We start from the raw sequence: 18,086 nt of genomic DNA, 5'->3' as shown, positions 1-18,086 counted from the left end.
CCAGAGGCTTTAAGCGATCGCTTCGCTACGCTTGCCCAGAACACGGTCAACCACTACAGCAACGACCAGGGTCATCACCGAAGGCACCAGCCACGCCAGGCCCTGCTCGCTCAGCGGCAGGTGAGCCAGTTGCGTTGGCATCCAGTCTGCCAGGCCTGCGCCCTTCAGCGCGTCAATGCAGCCGAAGATGAACGACACCAGCATCACCGGGCCGACGATCCGGCCCTGCTCCTGCCAGAAGTCCTTACAGAAGCTCAGGGCCACCAGCACGATGCACGGCGGGTAGATCGCGGTCAGTACCGGGATCGAGAAGGCGATCAGCTTGGTCAGGCCCAGGTTGGACACAAACAGCGAGAACACCGCCAGGATCACCACCAGGGTCTTGTAGGACAGCGGCAACACTCGGCTGAAGTACTCGGCGCAGGCGCAGGTCAGGCCTACGGCGGTCACCAGGCACGCCAGGGAAATCAGCACGGCGAGGAAGCCGCTGCCCAGGGAGCCGAAGGTGTGCTGGACGTAAGCATGCAGCACGGCGGCGCCATTGGCGGCACCGGCGGCGACTTCATGGCTGCCCGAACCGAGGCGGAACAGGCTGATGTACACCAGGGCCAGGCCCACGCCGGCAATCAGCCCGGCAATGATCGCGTAGCGGGTAATCAGCTTCGGCGACTCAACGCCACGGGAGCGAATCGCGTTGACGATCACGATGCCGAACACCAGGGCGCCGAGGGTATCCATGGTCAGGTAACCATTGATAAAGCCCTGGGAGAACGGTGCCGCGACATATTCAGGGGTAGCGACACCCACGTCACCAGCCGGCAAGGCAAAGGCAGCGATGCCCAATACGGCCAGGGCGATGATCTTCAACGGCGCCAGGAAGCGACCGACCGTATCCAGCAGACGGCCTGGGTACAGGGAGATGAAGAACACCAACAGGAAGTACACCGAGCTGTAGAGGAACAGCGCCAGCGGGCTTTCACCAGTCAGCGGCGCCAGGCCCACTTCAAACGACACGGTCGCGGTTCGCGGGGTGGCGAACAACGGGCCGACGGCCAGGTAGGCAGCCGCTGCCAGCAAGCCACCGGCGATCTTGCCGATTGGGCTGCTCAACGCGTCCATGCCGCCACCGACCTTGGCCAGGGCGACCACGGTGATCACCGGCAAACCGACCGCAGTGATCAGGAAGCCCAGCGCCGCCATCCAGACATGTGGCCCGGACTGCAAACCGACGATAGGCGGGAAGATGATGTTGCCAGCGCCCACGAACAGGGCAAAGGTCATAAAGCCCAACGCCAGGATGTCCTGGCTTTTCAACACTTTCATTTGAGGAAATACCACACTACTGAATCGGAATTTAGAGAGGGCTTCCCTATGGATGAGGGAAATACTGCCGGTCCTGATGGGGACCGACCGGTCTAGCGCGAGGCTTCCTTTTGGGATGCGTACGCATAAAGAGGCGGCTAGCCTAACGAATTTGCGGGTCAAACGCACTGTTGCGGGGCGAACTGTCCGATAAGCGACATTTTTATGTCGCGTTTTTATATTTAAATTTTGAAATGCGATCGAATGTGGGAGCGGGCTTGCTCGCGAATGCAGTCTTTCAGTTGTGAATCTGTTGACTGATACACCGCCTTCGCGAGCAAGCCCGCTCCCACAGGTTGATCTCCACCAACCTGCAGAATGCACAAAGGCCACCCGAAGGTGGCCTTTGTGTGGTGAAGCGTCAGTTAAGCGCGAGGCTTACTTGACAGCCCAACCAGTCAGCTCGGCCAAAGCCTTGCCGATGTCTGCCAGCGAACGCACGGTTTTAACGCCTGCGTCTTCCAGGGCAGCAAACTTCTCGTCTGCAGTACCCTTGCCGCCAGAGATGATTGCGCCAGCATGGCCCATGCGCTTGCCAGCAGGGGCAGTCACACCAGCGATGTAGGAAACAACCGGCTTGGTCACGTGTGCCTTGATGTAGGCAGCCGCTTCTTCTTCAGCCGAACCGCCGATCTCACCGATCATCACGATCGCTTCGGTCTTCGGGTCTTCCTGGAACAGTTTCAGGATGTCGATGAAGTTCGAACCTGGGATCGGGTCACCGCCGATGCCGACGCAAGTCGACTGACCGAAACCGGCGTCAGTAGTCTGCTTGACAGCTTCGTAAGTCAGGGTGCCGGAACGGGAAACGATACCGACTTTACCTGGCAAGTGAATGTGACCTGGCATGATGCCGATCTTGCATTCGCCTGGAGTGATCACGCCTGGGCAGTTAGGGCCGATCAGGACTACGCCCAGCTCGTCGCACTTAACTTTAGCGTCCAGCATGTCCAGGGTAGGAATGCCTTCGGTGATGCAAACGATCAGCTTGATGCCGCCGAATGCTGCTTCCAGGATAGAGTCCTTGCAGAAAGGAGCTGGAACGTAGATCACGCTGGCGGTGGCGCCAGTGGTCGCTACAGCTTCTTTCACGGTGTTGAACACTGGCAGACCCAGGTGCTCGGTGCCGCCTTTACCAGGAGTAACGCCACCGACCATCTTGGTGCCGTATTCGATGGCTTGCTGGGTGTGGAAACTACCTTGCGAACCGGTAATACCCTGGCAGATAACCTTGGTGTCTTTATTGATCAGGACGCTCATTATTTGCCCTCCGCAGCTTTGACAACTTGTTGAGCAGCGTCGGTCAGGCTGGTAGCAGCGATGATGTTCAAACCGCTTTCTGCCAGTACTTTAGCGCCCAGTTCAGCGTTGTTACCTTCAAGGCGAACAACAACCGGGATTTTAACGCCAACTTCTTTCACTGCACCGATGATGCCTTCGGCAATCATGTCGCAACGAACGATGCCGCCGAAGATGTTGACCAGTACTGCAGCGACGTTGGAGTCGGACAGGATGATCTTGAACGCTTCGGTAACGCGTTCTTTGGTGGCACCACCGCCTACGTCGAGGAAGTTGGCTGGTTTGCCGCCATGCAGGTTGACGATGTCCATGGTACCCATGGCCAGGCCAGCACCGTTGACCATGCAACCGATGTTACCTTCCAGGGCTACGTAGTTCAGTTCGAACTTGGCAGCGTGCGCTTCGCGCGGATCGTCTTGCGACGGATCGTGGAAAGTCTTCAGCTTAGGCTGACGGTACATGGCGTTGGCGTCGATGTTGATCTTGGCGTCGAGGCAATGCAGATCGCCGTCAGCCTTGATCACCAGCGGGTTCACTTCCAGCAGGGCCAGATCGTGATCCTGGAACAGTTTGGCCAGACCTACGAAGATCTTGGCGAACTGGGCAACTTGCTTGCCTTCCAGACCCAACTGGAATGCCAGCTCGCGACCCTGGAATGGCTGAGCGCCAACCAGTGGATCGATAGTGGCTTTCAGAATTTTTTCTGGGGTTTCTTCGGCGATCTTCTCAATGTCCACGCCACCTTCGGTGGAGGCCATGAACACGATGCGACGGCTCGAACGGTCAACGACAGCGCCCAGGTACAGCTCTTTAGCGATATCAGTGCACGATTCAACCAGGATCTTGGTGACTGGCTGGCCATTGGCATCAGTCTGGTAAGTCACCAGACGCTTGCCCAGCCACTGCTGAGCGAAGGCTTTGGCGTCTTCTTTGCTGCGAACCAGCTTAACGCCGCCCGCTTTACCGCGACCACCAGCGTGAACCTGGGCTTTGACAACCCACTCGGTGCCGCCGATTTTGTCGCAAGCTTCTGCTGCTGCTTCCGGGGTGTCTACTGCGTAACCCTTGGATACTGGCAGGCCGTACTCAGCGAACAGCTGCTTACCCTGATACTCGTGAAGATTCATGCTTATTACCGTCTTCGTTAGGTACTGCGCATTCGGCGCTGCGCTCTTTATTGAGTGCCGCGCCACCTGTGACTGCTGCTTGCACAGTCAAACCACCAAAGGCCTGAACCCTGGGTGGTGAAACTGCGCAAGACTGCGTCCAGCGGATATTCCGCGGTGAGTCTTGCGCACAAGGCTCACGACGGGCAACCGCCGTGGTTTCTTATTATCTCGCTTAGCGCTTCTTCTTGTTGGCGATGTGGATGGCGCCGCCATTCACTGCCAACGCGGCTTCGTGCAGCGCTTCAGACAGGGTCGGATGGGAGAAAACCATCATGCCGATGTCTTCGGCGCTGGTGCCGAATTCCATACCGATTGCGCCTTGCTGAACCAGTTCTGCAGCGCTCGGGCCAATCACGTGGACGCCCAATACGCGGTCAGTCTTGGCATCAGCGATGACTTTGACAAAACCACCGGTGTCGTTGGCTGCCATGGCACGGCCAGAAGCGGCAAACGGGAAGGTGCCGACGTTAACTTCAACGCCTTCAGCTTTCAACTGCTGTTCGTTCTTGCCGACCCATGCAATTTCCGGGTGGGTGTAGATAACAGATGGGATCAGGTCGTAGTTCATCTGGGTCTTGTGACCCTTGATGCGCTCGACAACCATGATGCCTTCTTCGGAAGCCTTGTGCGCCAGCATCATGCCGCGAACCACGTCACCAATGGCGTAGACGCCCGGCACGGTGGTAGCGCAGTGATCGTCAACGTGGATGAAACCACGCTCGTCGATGTTCACGCCGCTGTCGGAAGCCAGCAGATCAGTGGTCACCGGACGGCGACCAACGGCTACGATCAGCTTGTCGAAAGTGATGGTTTTTTCGCCATCCTTGTCGGTGTAGGTCACGACGACTTCTTCGCCGTTAACCTTGGAACCGGTAACGCGAGCGCCCAGCTTGATGTCCAGACCTTGTTTGGTCAGGGTTTTCAACGCTTCTTTGGACACTGCGGTGTCGGCAGCCAGCAGGAACGTGTCCAGGGCTTCCAGCACGGTCACTTCCGAACCCAGACGGGACCAGACCGAACCCAGCTCCAGGCCGATCACGCCAGCGCCGATCACGCCCAGACGTTTTGGAACCGATTGGAATTCCAGGGCGCCGGTCGAATCGACGATCACGTTCTGGTCAACTGGAGCCGGTGGAATGTCGATTGGACGCGAACCTGGAGCCAGGATCACGTTCTCGGCTTCGATGACTTCTACCGAACCGTCAGGCTTGGTGATTTCAACTTTCTTGCCGGCCAGCAGTTTGCCGTGGCCTTGCAGGGAAGTAACGCCGTTGGCCTTGAACAGGGTAGCAACGCCGGAAGTCAGGCCTTTAACGATGTTGGCCTTGCGGCCGACCATTGCTGGCACGTCCATGGTCACGCCAGCGTGGTTGATGCCGTGGATGGCAAAACCGTCTTGCGCTTCGTGGAATTTCCAGGAGCTGTCCAGCAGCGCCTTGGAAGGAATGCAACCAACGTTCAGGCAAGTACCGCCCAGAGCCAGTTTGCCTTCCTTGTCGGTGTATTTTTCGATGCAAGCAGTCGAGAGGCCCAGTTGTGCGGCCTTGATGGCGGCAACGTAGCCGCCAGGGCCTGCGCCAATCACTACAACGTCAAATTTCTGCGACATGAAAAAAAATCCTCTTTAGCTAAAAGCTTCAAGCCGTGAGCCGCACTCCGGCCTGCCTTGCGGCAGACCGGGTGGTGCGGCGCACCGCCGCTTTATCAGATATCCAGCAGCAGACGAGCCGGGTCTTCCAGCAGGTTCTTGATGGTCACCAGGAAAGTCACGGCTTCTTTACCATCGATCAGGCGGTGATCGTACGACAGCGCCAGGTACATCATCGGGCGGATAACCACTTGGCCGTTGATCGCCATAGGACGCTGCAGAATGTTGTGCATGCCCAGGATCGCAGCTTGTGGCGGGTTGACGATCGGAGTCGACATCATCGAACCGAAAGTACCACCGTTAGTGATAGTGAAGGTACCACCGGTCATCTCGTCGATGGTCAGTTTGCCGTCACGGGCTTTCTTACCGAAGTTGGCAATGCCGCCTTCGATTTCAGCCAGGCTCATCAGTTCGGCGTTACGCAGAACCGGTACCACCAGGCCACGGTCGCTGGACACGGCAACGCCGACGTCAGCATAACCGTGGTAAACGATGTCGCTGCCATCGATGGAAGCGTTGACTGCCGGGAAGCGTTTCAGCGCTTCGGTGGCCGCTTTCACGAAGAACGACATGAAGCCCAGGCGCACGCCGTTGTGGGACTTCTCGAACAGGTCTTTGTACTTCGAACGCAGGGCCATGACTTCGGTCATGTCGACTTCGTTGAACGTGGTCAGCATCGCCATGTTCGACTGTGCTTCAACCAGGCGCTTGGCCACGGTGGCACGCACGCGGGTCATCGGTACGCGCTTCTCGGTGCGGTCGCCAGCGGCGAACACAGGAGCAGCGGCAGCCGGGGCAGCCGCCTTGGCAGGCGCGGCAGCTGGAGCGTTTTTCTTGGCTTCAACCGCGGCAACCACGTCTTCCTTGGTCACACGGCCGTCTTTGCCGGTGCCTTTGATGGACGCCAGGTTGATGCCGTTTTCATCAGCCAGCTGACGTGCAGCCGGTGCAGCGATTGGATCTTCGCCGCCCGCAGCCGGTGCAGCAGCTGGAGCTGCGGCAGCAGCAGCGGCCGGTGCAGGAGCCGCGGCAGCAGGAGCAGCGCTGCCCTCTTCGATCGAGCCCAGAACCTGGTTCGACAGAACGGTAGCGCCTTCTTCGGCAACGATTGCGCCCAGCACGCCGTCAGCTTCAGCCAACACTTCGAGCACGACCTTGTCGGTTTCGATGTCGACGATCAGGTCGTCACGCTTGACGGCCTCGCCTGGTTTCTTGTGCCAGGTGGCAACGGTGCCATCGGCAACCGATTCCGGGAATGACGGGGCTTTGATTTCGATAGCCATTATCTGTGGGTCCTTAAAATTCGGTTTCAGTCAGCGCGAAGGCGTTAAACAGTGAAAGCATCTTTCAGCAGTTTTTCCTGCTGTTCGGCGTGCATCGACGCATAACCACACGCAGGTGCAGCAGAAGCATCACGACCGGCGTACTCCAGGCCCAGGGCCTTTTTGTGGTTGCCGATGCTGCGACGCAGATGATGCTGACTGCTGTACCAAGCGCCCTGGTTCATCGGTTCTTCCTGACACCACACCGCGTTGGTGAGGTTGGTGTAAGGCGCGATGGCCTCCATCAGGTCGTCTTCCGGGAACGGGTAAAGCTGCTCGATCCGCACGATGGCGATGTCTTCGCGGCCCTCGCTACGGCGTTTTTCCAGCAAGTCGTAGTAAACCTTGCCGCTGCACAGGATCAGGCGAGTGACCTTGGCCGCGTCCAGGGTGTCGATTTCTGAAATAACGGTCTGGAACGAACCATCCGCCAGATCTTCCAGGGTCGAGATGGCCAATTTATGACGCAACAGCGATTTCGGGGTCAGCACTACCAGCGGCTTGCGCAGCGGGCGGATCACCTGGCGACGCAGCAAGTGGTAGATCTGGGCCGGGGTAGTCGGCACGCACACCTGAATGTTGTGCTCGGCACACAATTGCAGGTAACGCTCCAGACGGGCCGAGGAGTGCTCCGGACCCTGACCTTCATAACCGTGTGGCAGCAGCATGGTCAGACCGCACAGACGGCCCCACTTGTGCTCGCCGCTGGTGATGAACTGGTCGATAACCACCTGGGCACCGTTGGCGAAGTCGCCGAACTGGGCTTCCCAGATCACCAGCGCCTGAGGCGTGGTGGTCGAGTAACCGTATTCGAACGCCAGTACGGCTTCTTCGGACAGGAACGAATCGTACAGGTCGAAACGTGGCTGGCCTTCGTACAGGTTCTGCAACGGGATGTAGGTACCCGCGTCTTTCTGGTTGTGCAACACAGCGTGACGGTGCGAGAACGTACCCCGGCCGATGTCCTGGCCGGTCATGCGAATCGGGTGACCTTCGAACGCCAGGGTCGCGTACGCCATGGTTTCAGCGTAACCCCAGTTGATCGGCAGGCCGCCGGCTTGCATCTTCTGACGGTCTTCGTAGATCTTCGCAACCTGGCGCTGTACGACGAAACCGTCTGGAATTTCCAGCAGCTTGGCCGACAGTTCCTGCAGGGTTTTCAGATCGAACGAGGTGTCGTGACGCGCAGTCCAGGCGTGGCCCAGGTACGGACGCCAGTCAACGAACAGCTCTTTGTTCGGCTCTTTAACCAGGCTTTTTACTACATGCAGACCGTTATCCAGCGCGTTGCGGTATTCATCGATCTTCGCCTGAACACGTGCATCGTCCACCACGCCGGCCTTGATCAGGCTATCGGCATACAGTTCACGGGTGGTGCGCTGCTTGGTGATTTGCTGGTACATCAACGGTTGGGTGCCGCTAGGCTCATCCGCTTCGTTGTGACCGCGACGACGGTAGCAGACCAGGTCGATGACCACGTCACGCTTGAACTGCATGCGGTAATCGATGGCCAACTGGGTCACGAACAACACGGCTTCCGGATCATCACCATTCACATGGAGGATCGGCGCCTGAATCATCTTGGCAACGTCGGTCGCGTACTCGGTAGAGCGTGCGTCCAGCGGGTTGCTGATGGTGAAGCCCACCTGGTTGTTGATGACGATGTGAACCGTACCGCCGGTCTTGAAGCCGCGAGTCTGCGACATCTGGAAGGTTTCCAGGACCACGCCCTGACCGGCGAATGCCGCGTCGCCGTGGATGGAAATCGGCAGGACCTTCTCACCGGTGGAGTCATTACGACGGTCCTGGCGAGCACGTACCGACCCCTCGACCACTGGAGAAACGATTTCCAGGTGGGATGGGTTGAACGCCATGGCCAGGTGAACTTCACCGCCGGTGGTCATTACGTTGGACGAGAAGCCCTGGTGGTATTTAACGTCACCGGAACCCAGCTCGACCTTCTTCTTGCCTTCGAACTCGTCGAACAGCTCGCGCGGGTTCTTGCCGAAGGTGTTGACCAGCACGTTCAAGCGGCCACGGTGGGCCATGCCGATCACGATTTCCTTGGTGCCGTAGGAACCGGAACGCTGGATCAGCTCGTCGAGCATCGGGATCAGGCTTTCGCCGCCTTCCAGGCCGAAACGCTTGGTGCCCGGGTATTTGGTGCCCAGGTATTTTTCCAGGCCTTCCGCTGCTGTGACGCGCTCGAGCAAGTGGCTCTTGACGTCCGCAGACAGCACCGGGCGACCACGCACGCCTTCAAGACGGTGCTGGAACCAGTGGCGCTGCTCGGAATCAGTGATGTGCGTAAATTCGGCACCGATGGTGCGGCAATATGTCTGCTGCAACGCTTCGTGAATTTCGCGTAGGCTCGCTTCCTCTTTGCCGATGAACAGGTCGCCGGCACGGAAGGTCGTATCAAGATCGGCATTGGTCAAGCCGTAATGATTGATCGACAGGTCTGCAGGTGCAGGACGCTGCCACAGCCCCAGCGGGTCAAGCTGGGCTGCCTGGTGGCCACGCATACGGTAGGCCTGGATCAGTCGCAGTACTTCAACTTGCTTCTTCTCGTGCTCACTGCTCACGCTACCGGCGGAAACCGGCTGGGCGCGGCGCTGGTTCTTTGCCAGCAGCACGAACTGATCGCGAATTGTTGCGTGCGATACATCGGTGGCAGCGTTGCCGTCTGAAGACAACGTCTGAAATTTGGTGCGCCATTCTTCTGGCACAGCGTTAGGGTCGTGCAGGTAGAGCTCATAAAGCTCTTCCACATAGGCAGCGTTACCACCTGAAAGATAGCCGCTGTTCCACATGCGCTGCATCACGCTTTCTTGCATGCTTGGTCACCCTCGATTTGGGGACACCACCGGCGAAAACACCGAGTTTGCTTGCAAAAGGCCAAGTGCAGCGACCAAAACAAGCCACTTAGGATCACGCTGATAGTTCGGGTACCAACCCGAATGCCCCTGCTTGTCTCATTTCTTCAAAATAAGAGCCGCGTCTTTGTAAGTCGCTGCTCAAGTTAAAACTACGGCGCCGGTTGAAGCCTGCGCCGTAGCATCTACGGGCACAACGGTCCTGCTTTTACTACAACGTCGGTTACACGCCGCTTTGCAGCAGCATGCTACGTACGTGACCAATGGCCTTAGTCGGGTTCAGGCCTTTAGGACATACGTTGACGCAGTTCATGATCCCGCGGCAGCGGAATACGCTGAACGGGTCATCCAGTGAAGCCAGACGCTCGGCAGTCTTGGTATCACGGCTGTCTGCCAGGAAGCGGTACGCTTGCAGCAGGGCAGCTGGGCCCAGGAACTTGTCGGGGTTCCACCAGAAGGACGGGCAGGAAGTCGAGCAGCAAGCGCACAGGATGCACTCGTACAGACCGTCCAGCTTCTCGCGCTCTTCCGGAGTCTGAAGACGCTCGATGGCCGGAGCCGGAGTGTCGTTCAGCAGGAATGGCTTAACCTTTTCGTATTGTTTGTAGAAGATGCTCATATCGACGACCAGGTCACGGATAACCGGCAAACCTGGCAGTGGACGAACGATCAGCTTGTTGCCTTTAACCACGGCAGACAGCGGCGTGATGCACGCCAGGCCGTTTTTGCCGTTGATGTTCATGCCGTCGGAACCGCAGACACCTTCACGGCAAGAGCGACGATAGGAGAAACCTTCGTCCTGCTCTTTAACCAAGGCCAGTACGTCCAGCACCATCAGGTCTTTACCACCGGTATTGACCTGGAATTCCTGCATGAACGGCGCGGCGTCCTGATCAGGGTTGTAGCGATAAACACTGACTTTCAACATATCGGCCACCCTTAATAAGTCCGAATCATTGGTTCAAACGTAGGGACTGTTTTTGGCGAGAAGTTCACGGCACGCTTAGCTACGCGCTTGTCACCCGGGAAGTACAGGGTGTGGCACAGCCAGTTAACGTCGTCGCGTTCTTCGAAGTCTTCACGGGCGTGAGCGCCGCGGGACTCTTTGCGAACTTCTGCAGCGATGGCAGTTGCTTCAGCCACTTCCAGCAGGTTTTGCAGCTCAAGGGCTTCGATACGAGCGGTGTTGAACGCCTGGCTCTTATCGTTGATCTTGACGTTGGCGATGCGCTTACGCAGGTCAGCCAACTGGGCAATACCTTTCTGCATGTATTCGCCGGTACGGAACACACCGAAGTAGTTCTGCATGCAGCTTTGCAGCTCTTTGCGCAGGGAAGCAACGTCTTCGCCGTCGGTACGCGAGTTCAAGCCATCCAGACGCGCCAGGGCAGCGTCGATGTCGGACTGGCGTGGACGAGCGTAATCAACGCCTTCCTTCAGGGTCTGCTCCAGGAACAGGCCGGCGGCGCGACCGAATACCACCAGGTCGAGCAACGAGTTGCCGCCCAGACGGTTGGCACCGTGAACCGATACGCAAGCCACTTCACCTACCGCGAACAGACCAGGGATGATCTGGTCAACGCCGTCGGCGTCCTGGGTGATCGCCTGGCCATGAATGTTGGTGGCAACGCCGCCCATCATATAGTGGCAAGTTGGAACAACCGGGATCGGCGCAACAGCCGGGTCAACGTGGGCAAAGGTCTTGGACAGCTCCATGATGCCTGGCAGACGACTGTGCAGAACTTCTTCACCGAGGTGATCGAGTTTCAGCATTACGTGGTCGCCATCAGGACCACAGCCGTTACCGGCGATGATCTCTTTAACCATGGAACGGGCTACAACGTCACGACCGGCAAGGTCTTTGGCGTTCGGAGCATAACGCTCCATGAAACGCTCGCCGTTCTTGTTGATCAGGTAACCACCTTCACCACGGCAACCTTCTGTAACCAGTACACCGGCGCCGGCGATGCCGGTCGGGTGGAACTGCCACATTTCGATGTCTTGTACCGGGACGCCTGCACGCAGGGCCATGCCGATACCGTCACCGGTGTTGATCAGGGCGTTGGTAGTAGAAGAGTAGATACGACCTGCACCGCCGGTGGCCAATACGGTGGCGTTAGCCCGCACGTAAGAGGTTTCGCCGGTTTCGATGCAGATAACGATCATGCCTACAAAGGCACCGTCTTCGTTCTTCACCAGGTCGACGCCGTAGTATTCGTTGAGGAATACGGTGCCGGCCTTCAGGTTGGCCTGGTACAGGGTGTGCAACAGCGCGTGACCGGTACGGTCGGCTGCGGCGCAGGTACGAGCGGCCTGGCCACCCTTACCGAAGTCTTTGGACTGACCGCCGAACGGACGCTGGTAGATGCGACCCTGTTCGGTACGGGAGAACGGCAGACCCATGTGTTCCAGCTCGAAGACCGCTTCCGGGCCGACGGAGCACATGTATTCGATAGCGTCCTGGTCACCGATATAGTCGGAACCCTTGACGGTATCGTACATGTGCCAGCGCCAGTCATCGTTTGGATCGGCGGAGGCGATGGCGCAAGTGATGCCACCCTGGGCCGAAACGGTGTGGGAACGGGTCGGGAACACCTTGGTGATCACGGCAGTCTTGTGACCGCCCTGGGCCAGTTGCAGCGCAGCGCGCATGCCGGCACCGCCGCCGCCAATGATGATGGCGTCGAATGAAAGCGTATTAACTGTGTTAGCCATGAATCAGATACCCCAAAGAATCTGCACACCCCAGACGAAGTAAGCGAACATCGCAACGCCGCATACTGCCTGGAAGAGAAACCGTACTGCTGTCGCGGACTTGCCCAGCGCCATTGGCGTCAGGTAGTCGGTCGCGATGGTCCACATGCCAACCCAGGCGTGAGCGCCCAGGGCTACAAGGGCCAGCAGACTGAAGATGCGCATCCCGTTGTGAGCGAACAGGCCGTGCCATTGGGCGTAGCCAATGCCAGGGTTCGCCGCGAGGTACCCGATCAGGAAGATGAAATAAGCCGCGAGAACAACCGCAGACACACGTTGCGCCATCCAGTCATAGAGGCCCGAACGCGACAGGTTCGTAACGCTGGTTACCATATCCAAACTCCCGCCAGAACGATCAGCACCACGGAAATGGCGATGACGATTTTCGAGCCCAGCTTGCCGCCTTCCAGCGTCTCACCGATACCCATGTCCATGATCAAGTGGCGAATACCGGCCACAAGGTGATAAAGCAGAGCGGACAGGAGGCCCCAGGCGACGAATTTGGCCAGCGGACTGGTCAAGCATGCCTTCACCTCGGCGTACCCTTCTTCCGAACCCAGGGATTTGCTCAATGCATAAAGCATGATGCCCAGGCCAAGAAACAGGATGATGCCGGATACACGGTGCAGGAATGACGTTACGCCGGTGATGGGGAGTTTGATGGTCCTTAGGTCTAGGTTTACAGGTCGTTGGCTATTCACGGCTTTTTTTCACACTGAAGAGCCCCTAACAATCAGGGCAAAGTTGTTGGGGAGTGCACTGGTCAGGTAACCACCACCCAGGGAGTGCGACCCCCATCAAAACGGGCCCAAAAGCCCCTGGCGGTCGGAGGCCGAGTATAGACAGTTAGGCAACTAATGACAACGCGCACTCCTCACCCTAATAGCGCATTGCGCTGGCGGCATAAAAGGCGTAAACGGCAGGTAATTTCGAGGAAAAAGTACGGTTAAAGCCTTCTGGAGCAAGACTTTAGGCAAATTGACATCTGAATTTATCTCACTATAGTGGTGCGGGCCCTGCGTGGGGGGTCTGTCTGATGATTTGAAGCATAAATAGGAGGCCACATGGCTGACAAAAAAGCGCAGTTGATCATCGAGGGCGCAGCCCCCGTCGAGCTGCCCATTTTAACCGGCACCGTTGGTCCCGATGTTATCGACGTACGGGGCCTGACGGCCACGGGCCGTTTTACATTCGACCCAGGCTTCATGTCGACCGCCTCTTGCGAGTCGAAGATCACCTATATCGACGGTGATAACGGTATCTTGCTGCACCGCGGTTACCCGATCGAACAGCTTGCTGAACAGTCGGACTACCTGGAAACCTGCTACCTGCTGCTTAATGGCGAATTGCCAACAGCTGAGCAAAAGGCCCAGTTTGTCAGCACCGTGAAGAACCACACCATGGTTCACGAGCAGTTGAAGACCTTCTTCAACGGCTTCCGTCGCGACGCCCACCCGATGGCCGTCATGTGCGGCGTAGTCGGCGCCCTGTCGGCCTTCTATCACGACTCCCTGGACATCAATAACCCGCAGCATCGCGAAATCTCCGCGATCCGCCTGGTTGCCAAGATGCCTACCCTGGCCGCAATGGTTTACAAGTACTCCATGGGCCAACCCATGATGTACCCGCGCAACGACCTGACGTACGCGGAAAACTTCCTGCACATGATGTTCAACACCCCGTGCGAGATCAAACCGATCAGCCCGGTGCTGGCCGCCGCGATGGACAAGATCTTTATCCTGCACGCCGACCACGAACAGAACGCCTCGACGTCTACCGTGCGCCTGGCGGGCTCTTCGGGTGCCAACCCGTTCGCCTGTATCGCCGCCGGCATCGCCGCACTGTGGGGCCCTGCCCACGGCGGTGCGAACGAAGCCGTATTGACCATGCTCGATGAAATCGGCGATGTCTCGAACATCGACAAGTTCATCGCCAAGGCCAAGGACAAGAACGATCCGTTCAAGTTGATGGGCTTCGGTCACCGGGTCTACAAGAACCGCGACCCGCGCGCCACCGTAATGAAGAAGACCTGCGACGAAGTGCTGAAGGAACTGGGGATCAAGAACGATCCGCAACTCGAACTGGCCATGCGCCTGGAAGAGATCGCCCTGACCGACCCGTACTTCATCGAGCGCTCGCTGTACCCGAACGTCGACTTCTACTCGGGGATCATCCTCAAGGCGATCGGCATTCCAACCAGCATGTTCACCGTGATCTTCGCCCTGGCGCGGACCGTGGGCTGGATCTCCCACTGGAAAGAAATGCTCTCCAGCCCGTACAAGATTGGCCGCCCGCGCCAGCTGTACACCGGCTACGAGTCGCGTGACATCACCAAGCTGGAAGACCGCAAATAAGCATTGTCTTGCGATAACCGCTTAGCTGCACCGAATACGGCCTCCTTATGGAGGCCGTATTTGTTTGTGCCCCATGCACCGCTCTCCCCATAAAAAATGCCCCGGTCTCTCGACCGGGGCATTTTTGTCAGTGCAACTTATATAGCTATCTCGATACAACCCTTAGTGAGAAACCGCCCCACTCGCCCCAAGACCCGTCTGCGAACGCACAAACTGCGGGAAGTACAACGCACGTTCCTTCTCTGCCGCCGCCGATTTGTCGGTGATGGAGAAGAACCAGATACCGACGAACGCAATGATCATCGAGAACAGCGCCGGGTACTCGTAAGGGAAAATCGCCTTCTCATGGTGCAGGATCGAGACCCAGATGGTCGGGCCGAGGATCATCAGGCCAACGGCACTGACCAAGCCCAACCAGCCACCAATCATTGCACCGCGGGTGGTGAGATTTTTCCAGTACATGGAAAGCAGCAGCACCGGGAAGTTACAGCTCGCCGCAATGGAGAACGCCAGGCCCACCATGAACGCGATGTTCTGGCTCTCAAACAGGATACCCAAGCCAATCGCCAGCACTGCCAGGGCGATGGTGGTGATCTTCGATACGCGAATCTCATCCTTCTCGTTGGCCTTACCTTTCTTGATCACGCTGGCGTACAGGTCATGGGACACCGCCGAAGCACCCGCCAGGGTCAAACCGGCAACCACTGCCAGGATGGTGGCAAACGCCACGGCCGAGATGAAGCCCAGGAAAATACTGCCGCCCACCGCGTTGGCCAGATGCACCGCCGCCATGTTGTTACCGCCGAGCAAGGCACCTGCAGCATCCTTGAACGCCGGGTTGGTGCTGACCAGCAGGATCGCGCCAAAGCCGATGATAAAGGTCAGGATATAGAAGTAGCCGATGAAGCCAGTGGCATACAGCACGCTCTTGCGAGCTTCCTTCGCGTCACTCACGGTGAAGAAGCGCATCAGGATGTGCGGCAGGCCAGCGGTACCAAACATCAGTGCCAGGCCGAGGGAGAACGCCGAAATCGGGTCTTTCACCAGGCCGCCCGGGCTCATGATCGCTTCACCTTTAGGGTGAACCTTGATCGCCTCGGCAAACAGCATGTTGAAGTCGAAGTTGACGTGTTTCATCACCATCAGTGCCATGAACGAGGCACCGGACAGCAGCAGCACTGCCTTGATGATCTGTACCCAGGTGGTCGCCAGCATGCCGCCGAACAACACATAGAGGCACATCAGGATGCCCACCAGGATTACCGCAACGTGGTAATCAAGGCCGAACAACAGCTGGATCAGCTTGCCCGCGCCGACCATCTGCGCGATCAGGTAGAACGCCACCACCACCAGCGAACCGCACGCCGACAGGCTGCGGATCTGGGTTTGCCCGAGGCGGTAGGACGCCACGTCGGCAAAGGTGTATTTACCCAGGTTACGCAGGCGCTCGGCGATCAGGAACAGAATGATCGGCCAGCCCACCAGGAAGCCGATCGAGTAGATCAGGCCGTCGTAGCCGGAGGTGAACACCAGCGCGGAAATCCCCAGGAAGGACGCCGCCGACATGTAGTCACCGGCAATCGCCAAACCGTTCTGGAACCCGGTGATCTTGCCGCCGGCCGCATAGTAGTCAGCCGCCGACTTGTTGCGCTTGGACGCCCAGTAGGTGATGCACAAGGTCGCGCCAACAAAGGCCACGAACATCAGGATCGCTGCGATATTCAGCGGTTGTTTATGCACTTCGCCGGTCAATGCATCTGCCGCCCAAACGGCAGGTGCAAAGGCCGAGGCGCCGAGTACAGCCAATAGACGACGGATCATTGCGCAGCCTCCTTGAGAATCGCATTGTTCAGGTCGTCGAATTCGCCGTTGGCGCGTCGTACATAGATGCCAGTGAGGATGAAGGCCGACACAATCAGCCCGACCCCGATAGGGATCCCCCACGTGATGGACGAACCGGGGCTGATCTTGGCCCCCAGTATTTGTGGCCCATAGGCAATCAGAAGAATGAAAGCGGAGTACAGCCCAAGCATGATTGCCGAGAGAATCCAGGCGAATCTTTCCCTTTTACTAACCAGCTCCTTGAAACGCGGGCTGTTTTGAATCGAGAGGTAAATGCTGTCGTTCATTGTTTTTATCCTCGCAGCACAGCTTTTTATTATTGGAACATATCCACTGTATGCGGCTGAGGAACAGGTTCCAGACGACCTTAGTAGTAGAAGGAGTGTAGCGAGGGTTTACGGGTGTGCAGAAACAATTGCAGGAGCGAGCTTGCTCGCGAAAAACGTCAACGATAACGCGTTCATTCTGGATGATCGCGGTGCCCTTGCCTTCTTCGCGAGCAAGCTCGCTCCTACCGTTTTGGGTATTACTTAGCGGTCCACTCGGCGACACGCTCAGGGTGCTTGGCCACCCAATCCTTGGCCGCCGCTTCAGGCTTGGCGCCCTCTTGGATCGCCAACATCACTTCGCCGATTTCATCCTTGGAGGCCCACTGGAATTTCTTCAGAAACGCCACGACTTCCGGGGCTTTCTTTTCCAGGCCTTTGCTGCCGATGCTGTTGACGGTTTCAGCAGCACCATAAATTCCTTTTGGGTCGTCCAGGAAACGCAGTTTCCACTTGGCGAACATCCAGTGTGGCACCCAACCGGTGACCGCAATGGATTCCTGTTTGTCTTCGGCACGGGTCAGCTCGGCGATCATCGCCGCGCCCGAACTGGCTTGCAGCTTGTAGTCCAGGCCATAGGCCTTGATCGCTTCGTCGGTCTTGAGCATCACGCCTGAACCGGCGTCGATACCGACGATCTTGTTCTTGAAGGTGGTGTCGGTCTTGAGGTCTTCGATGGATTTGGCTTTCACGTACTCAGGCACGATCAGGCCGATCTTGGCGTCCTTGAAGTTGGGGCCGTAGTCGACCACCTTGTCCTTGTTCTTGGTCCAGTATTCGCCGTGGGTCACCGGCAGCCAGGCGGAGAGCATGGCGTCGAGTTTGCCGGTGGCCACGCCTTGCCACATGATCCCGGTGGCGACCGCTTGCAGTTTCACGTCATAACCGAGCTTCTGCTTGATCACTTCTGCCGCCACGTGGGTGGTGGCGACACTGTCCGACCAGCCATCCACATAGCCGATGCTCAGGGTTTTGCTGTCGGCGCTGGCCAGTGTGGAGCTCATCGCAACTACCAGCGTGGCAGCTGCGCCCAAGAGTCGTCGCATCTTCATAGTGCTTCCCCGAAAGTGCTGCGCCCGACGGATGCCGAGCGACGTCAACCTGTTGTTATGTGGTGCACCGCGCCCCCTTCAC

Annotated in this window: 15 protein-coding genes; 2 read left to right on the top strand and 13 right to left on the bottom strand. The window is 57.9% G+C overall.

Going from position 1 to position 18,086, the window contains the following annotated elements; all coding sequences use genetic code 11:
• Positions 1-9: 9 nt before the first annotated feature.
• The 10 genes from brnQ to sdhC all read right to left on the bottom strand — a co-directional run bounded on the left by brnQ (position 10) and on the right by sdhC (position 13,131).
• Positions 10-1,323 (bottom strand): branched-chain amino acid transport system II carrier protein, encoded by a 1,314-nt coding sequence (brnQ, locus tag AU074_RS14130; protein ID WP_076015229.1) that lies wholly within the window; start codon positions 1,321-1,323, stop codon positions 10-12.
• 417 nt (positions 1,324-1,740) lie between these two features.
• Positions 1,741-2,622: a succinate--CoA ligase subunit alpha gene (sucD, locus tag AU074_RS14125; protein ID WP_076015228.1), complete on the bottom strand. Its 882-nt coding sequence runs from the start codon at positions 2,620-2,622 to the stop codon at positions 1,741-1,743.
• Positions 2,622-3,788, bottom strand: coding sequence for an ADP-forming succinate--CoA ligase subunit beta (gene sucC / locus AU074_RS14120; RefSeq protein WP_003210567.1), 1,167 nt, complete (start codon positions 3,786-3,788; stop codon positions 2,622-2,624). The genes sucD and sucC overlap by 1 nt, the downstream gene beginning before the upstream one ends.
• Before the next feature lie 214 nt (positions 3,789-4,002).
• Positions 4,003-5,439 (bottom strand): dihydrolipoyl dehydrogenase, encoded by a 1,437-nt coding sequence (gene lpdA / locus AU074_RS14115; RefSeq protein WP_076015227.1) that lies wholly within the window; start codon positions 5,437-5,439, stop codon positions 4,003-4,005.
• Positions 5,440-5,534: 95 nt separating this feature from the next.
• Positions 5,535-6,761: a 2-oxoglutarate dehydrogenase complex dihydrolipoyllysine-residue succinyltransferase gene (gene odhB, locus AU074_RS14110; protein WP_076015226.1), complete on the bottom strand. Its 1,227-nt coding sequence runs from the start codon at positions 6,759-6,761 to the stop codon at positions 5,535-5,537.
• Between the two features lie 44 nt (positions 6,762-6,805).
• Positions 6,806-9,637, bottom strand: a complete 2,832-nt coding sequence (locus tag AU074_RS14105) for a 2-oxoglutarate dehydrogenase E1 component (protein ID WP_076015225.1) — start codon at positions 9,635-9,637, stop codon at positions 6,806-6,808.
• Positions 9,638-9,899: 262 nt separating this feature from the next.
• Positions 9,900-10,604 carry a succinate dehydrogenase iron-sulfur subunit gene (locus AU074_RS14100; RefSeq protein ID WP_076015224.1) on the bottom strand — a complete coding sequence of 235 codons (705 nt, stop codon included), beginning with the start codon at positions 10,602-10,604 and terminating at the stop codon, positions 9,900-9,902.
• 11 nt (positions 10,605-10,615) lie between these two features.
• A complete protein-coding gene (gene sdhA, locus AU074_RS14095) occupies positions 10,616-12,391 on the bottom strand; it encodes a succinate dehydrogenase flavoprotein subunit (RefSeq protein ID WP_076015223.1) in 1,776 nt (591 codons plus the stop codon).
• Between the two features lie 3 nt (positions 12,392-12,394).
• Entirely contained in the window at positions 12,395-12,763 is a 369-nt protein-coding gene (gene sdhD, locus AU074_RS14090; RefSeq protein ID WP_003210573.1) for a succinate dehydrogenase, hydrophobic membrane anchor protein, read from the bottom strand.
• A complete protein-coding gene (gene sdhC, locus AU074_RS14085) occupies positions 12,757-13,131 on the bottom strand; it encodes a succinate dehydrogenase, cytochrome b556 subunit (RefSeq protein ID WP_008433998.1) in 375 nt (124 codons plus the stop codon). The genes sdhD and sdhC overlap by 7 nt, the downstream gene beginning before the upstream one ends.
• Positions 13,132-13,494: 363 nt before the next feature.
• Between sdhC and gltA the strand changes: the two genes are divergently transcribed.
• A complete protein-coding gene (gene gltA / locus AU074_RS14080; protein WP_003210575.1) occupies positions 13,495-14,784 on the top strand; it encodes a citrate synthase in 1,290 nt (429 codons plus the stop codon).
• 162 nt (positions 14,785-14,946) lie between these two features.
• Here the strand turns inward: gltA and AU074_RS14075 are convergent, their stop codons facing one another.
• A complete protein-coding gene (locus AU074_RS14075) occupies positions 14,947-16,605 on the bottom strand; it encodes a cation acetate symporter (protein ID WP_076015222.1) in 1,659 nt (552 codons plus the stop codon).
• Positions 16,602-16,913, bottom strand: coding sequence for a DUF485 domain-containing protein (locus AU074_RS14070; protein WP_076015221.1), 312 nt, complete (start codon positions 16,911-16,913; stop codon positions 16,602-16,604). The genes AU074_RS14075 and AU074_RS14070 overlap by 4 nt, the downstream gene beginning before the upstream one ends.
• On the opposite strand from AU074_RS14070, the gene AU074_RS33295 reads away from it, so the two are divergent.
• Positions 16,900-17,160: a hypothetical protein gene (locus AU074_RS33295; protein WP_143503581.1), complete on the top strand. Its 261-nt coding sequence runs from the start codon at positions 16,900-16,902 to the stop codon at positions 17,158-17,160. The genes AU074_RS14070 and AU074_RS33295 overlap by 14 nt on opposite strands.
• On the opposite strand, the gene AU074_RS14065 is transcribed toward AU074_RS33295, so the two are convergent.
• Positions 17,153-18,004 (bottom strand): glycine betaine ABC transporter substrate-binding protein, encoded by an 852-nt coding sequence (locus AU074_RS14065; protein ID WP_076015220.1) that lies wholly within the window; start codon positions 18,002-18,004, stop codon positions 17,153-17,155. The genes AU074_RS33295 and AU074_RS14065 overlap by 8 nt on opposite strands.
• Positions 18,005-18,086 lie beyond the last annotated feature (82 nt).

This window comes from Pseudomonas sp. ATCC PTA-122608 (assembly GCF_001952855.1).
In the GTDB taxonomy this organism is placed as follows: domain Bacteria; phylum Pseudomonadota; class Gammaproteobacteria; order Pseudomonadales; family Pseudomonadaceae; genus Aquipseudomonas.
This window is presented reverse-complemented; position numbering and strand designations above follow the sequence as displayed.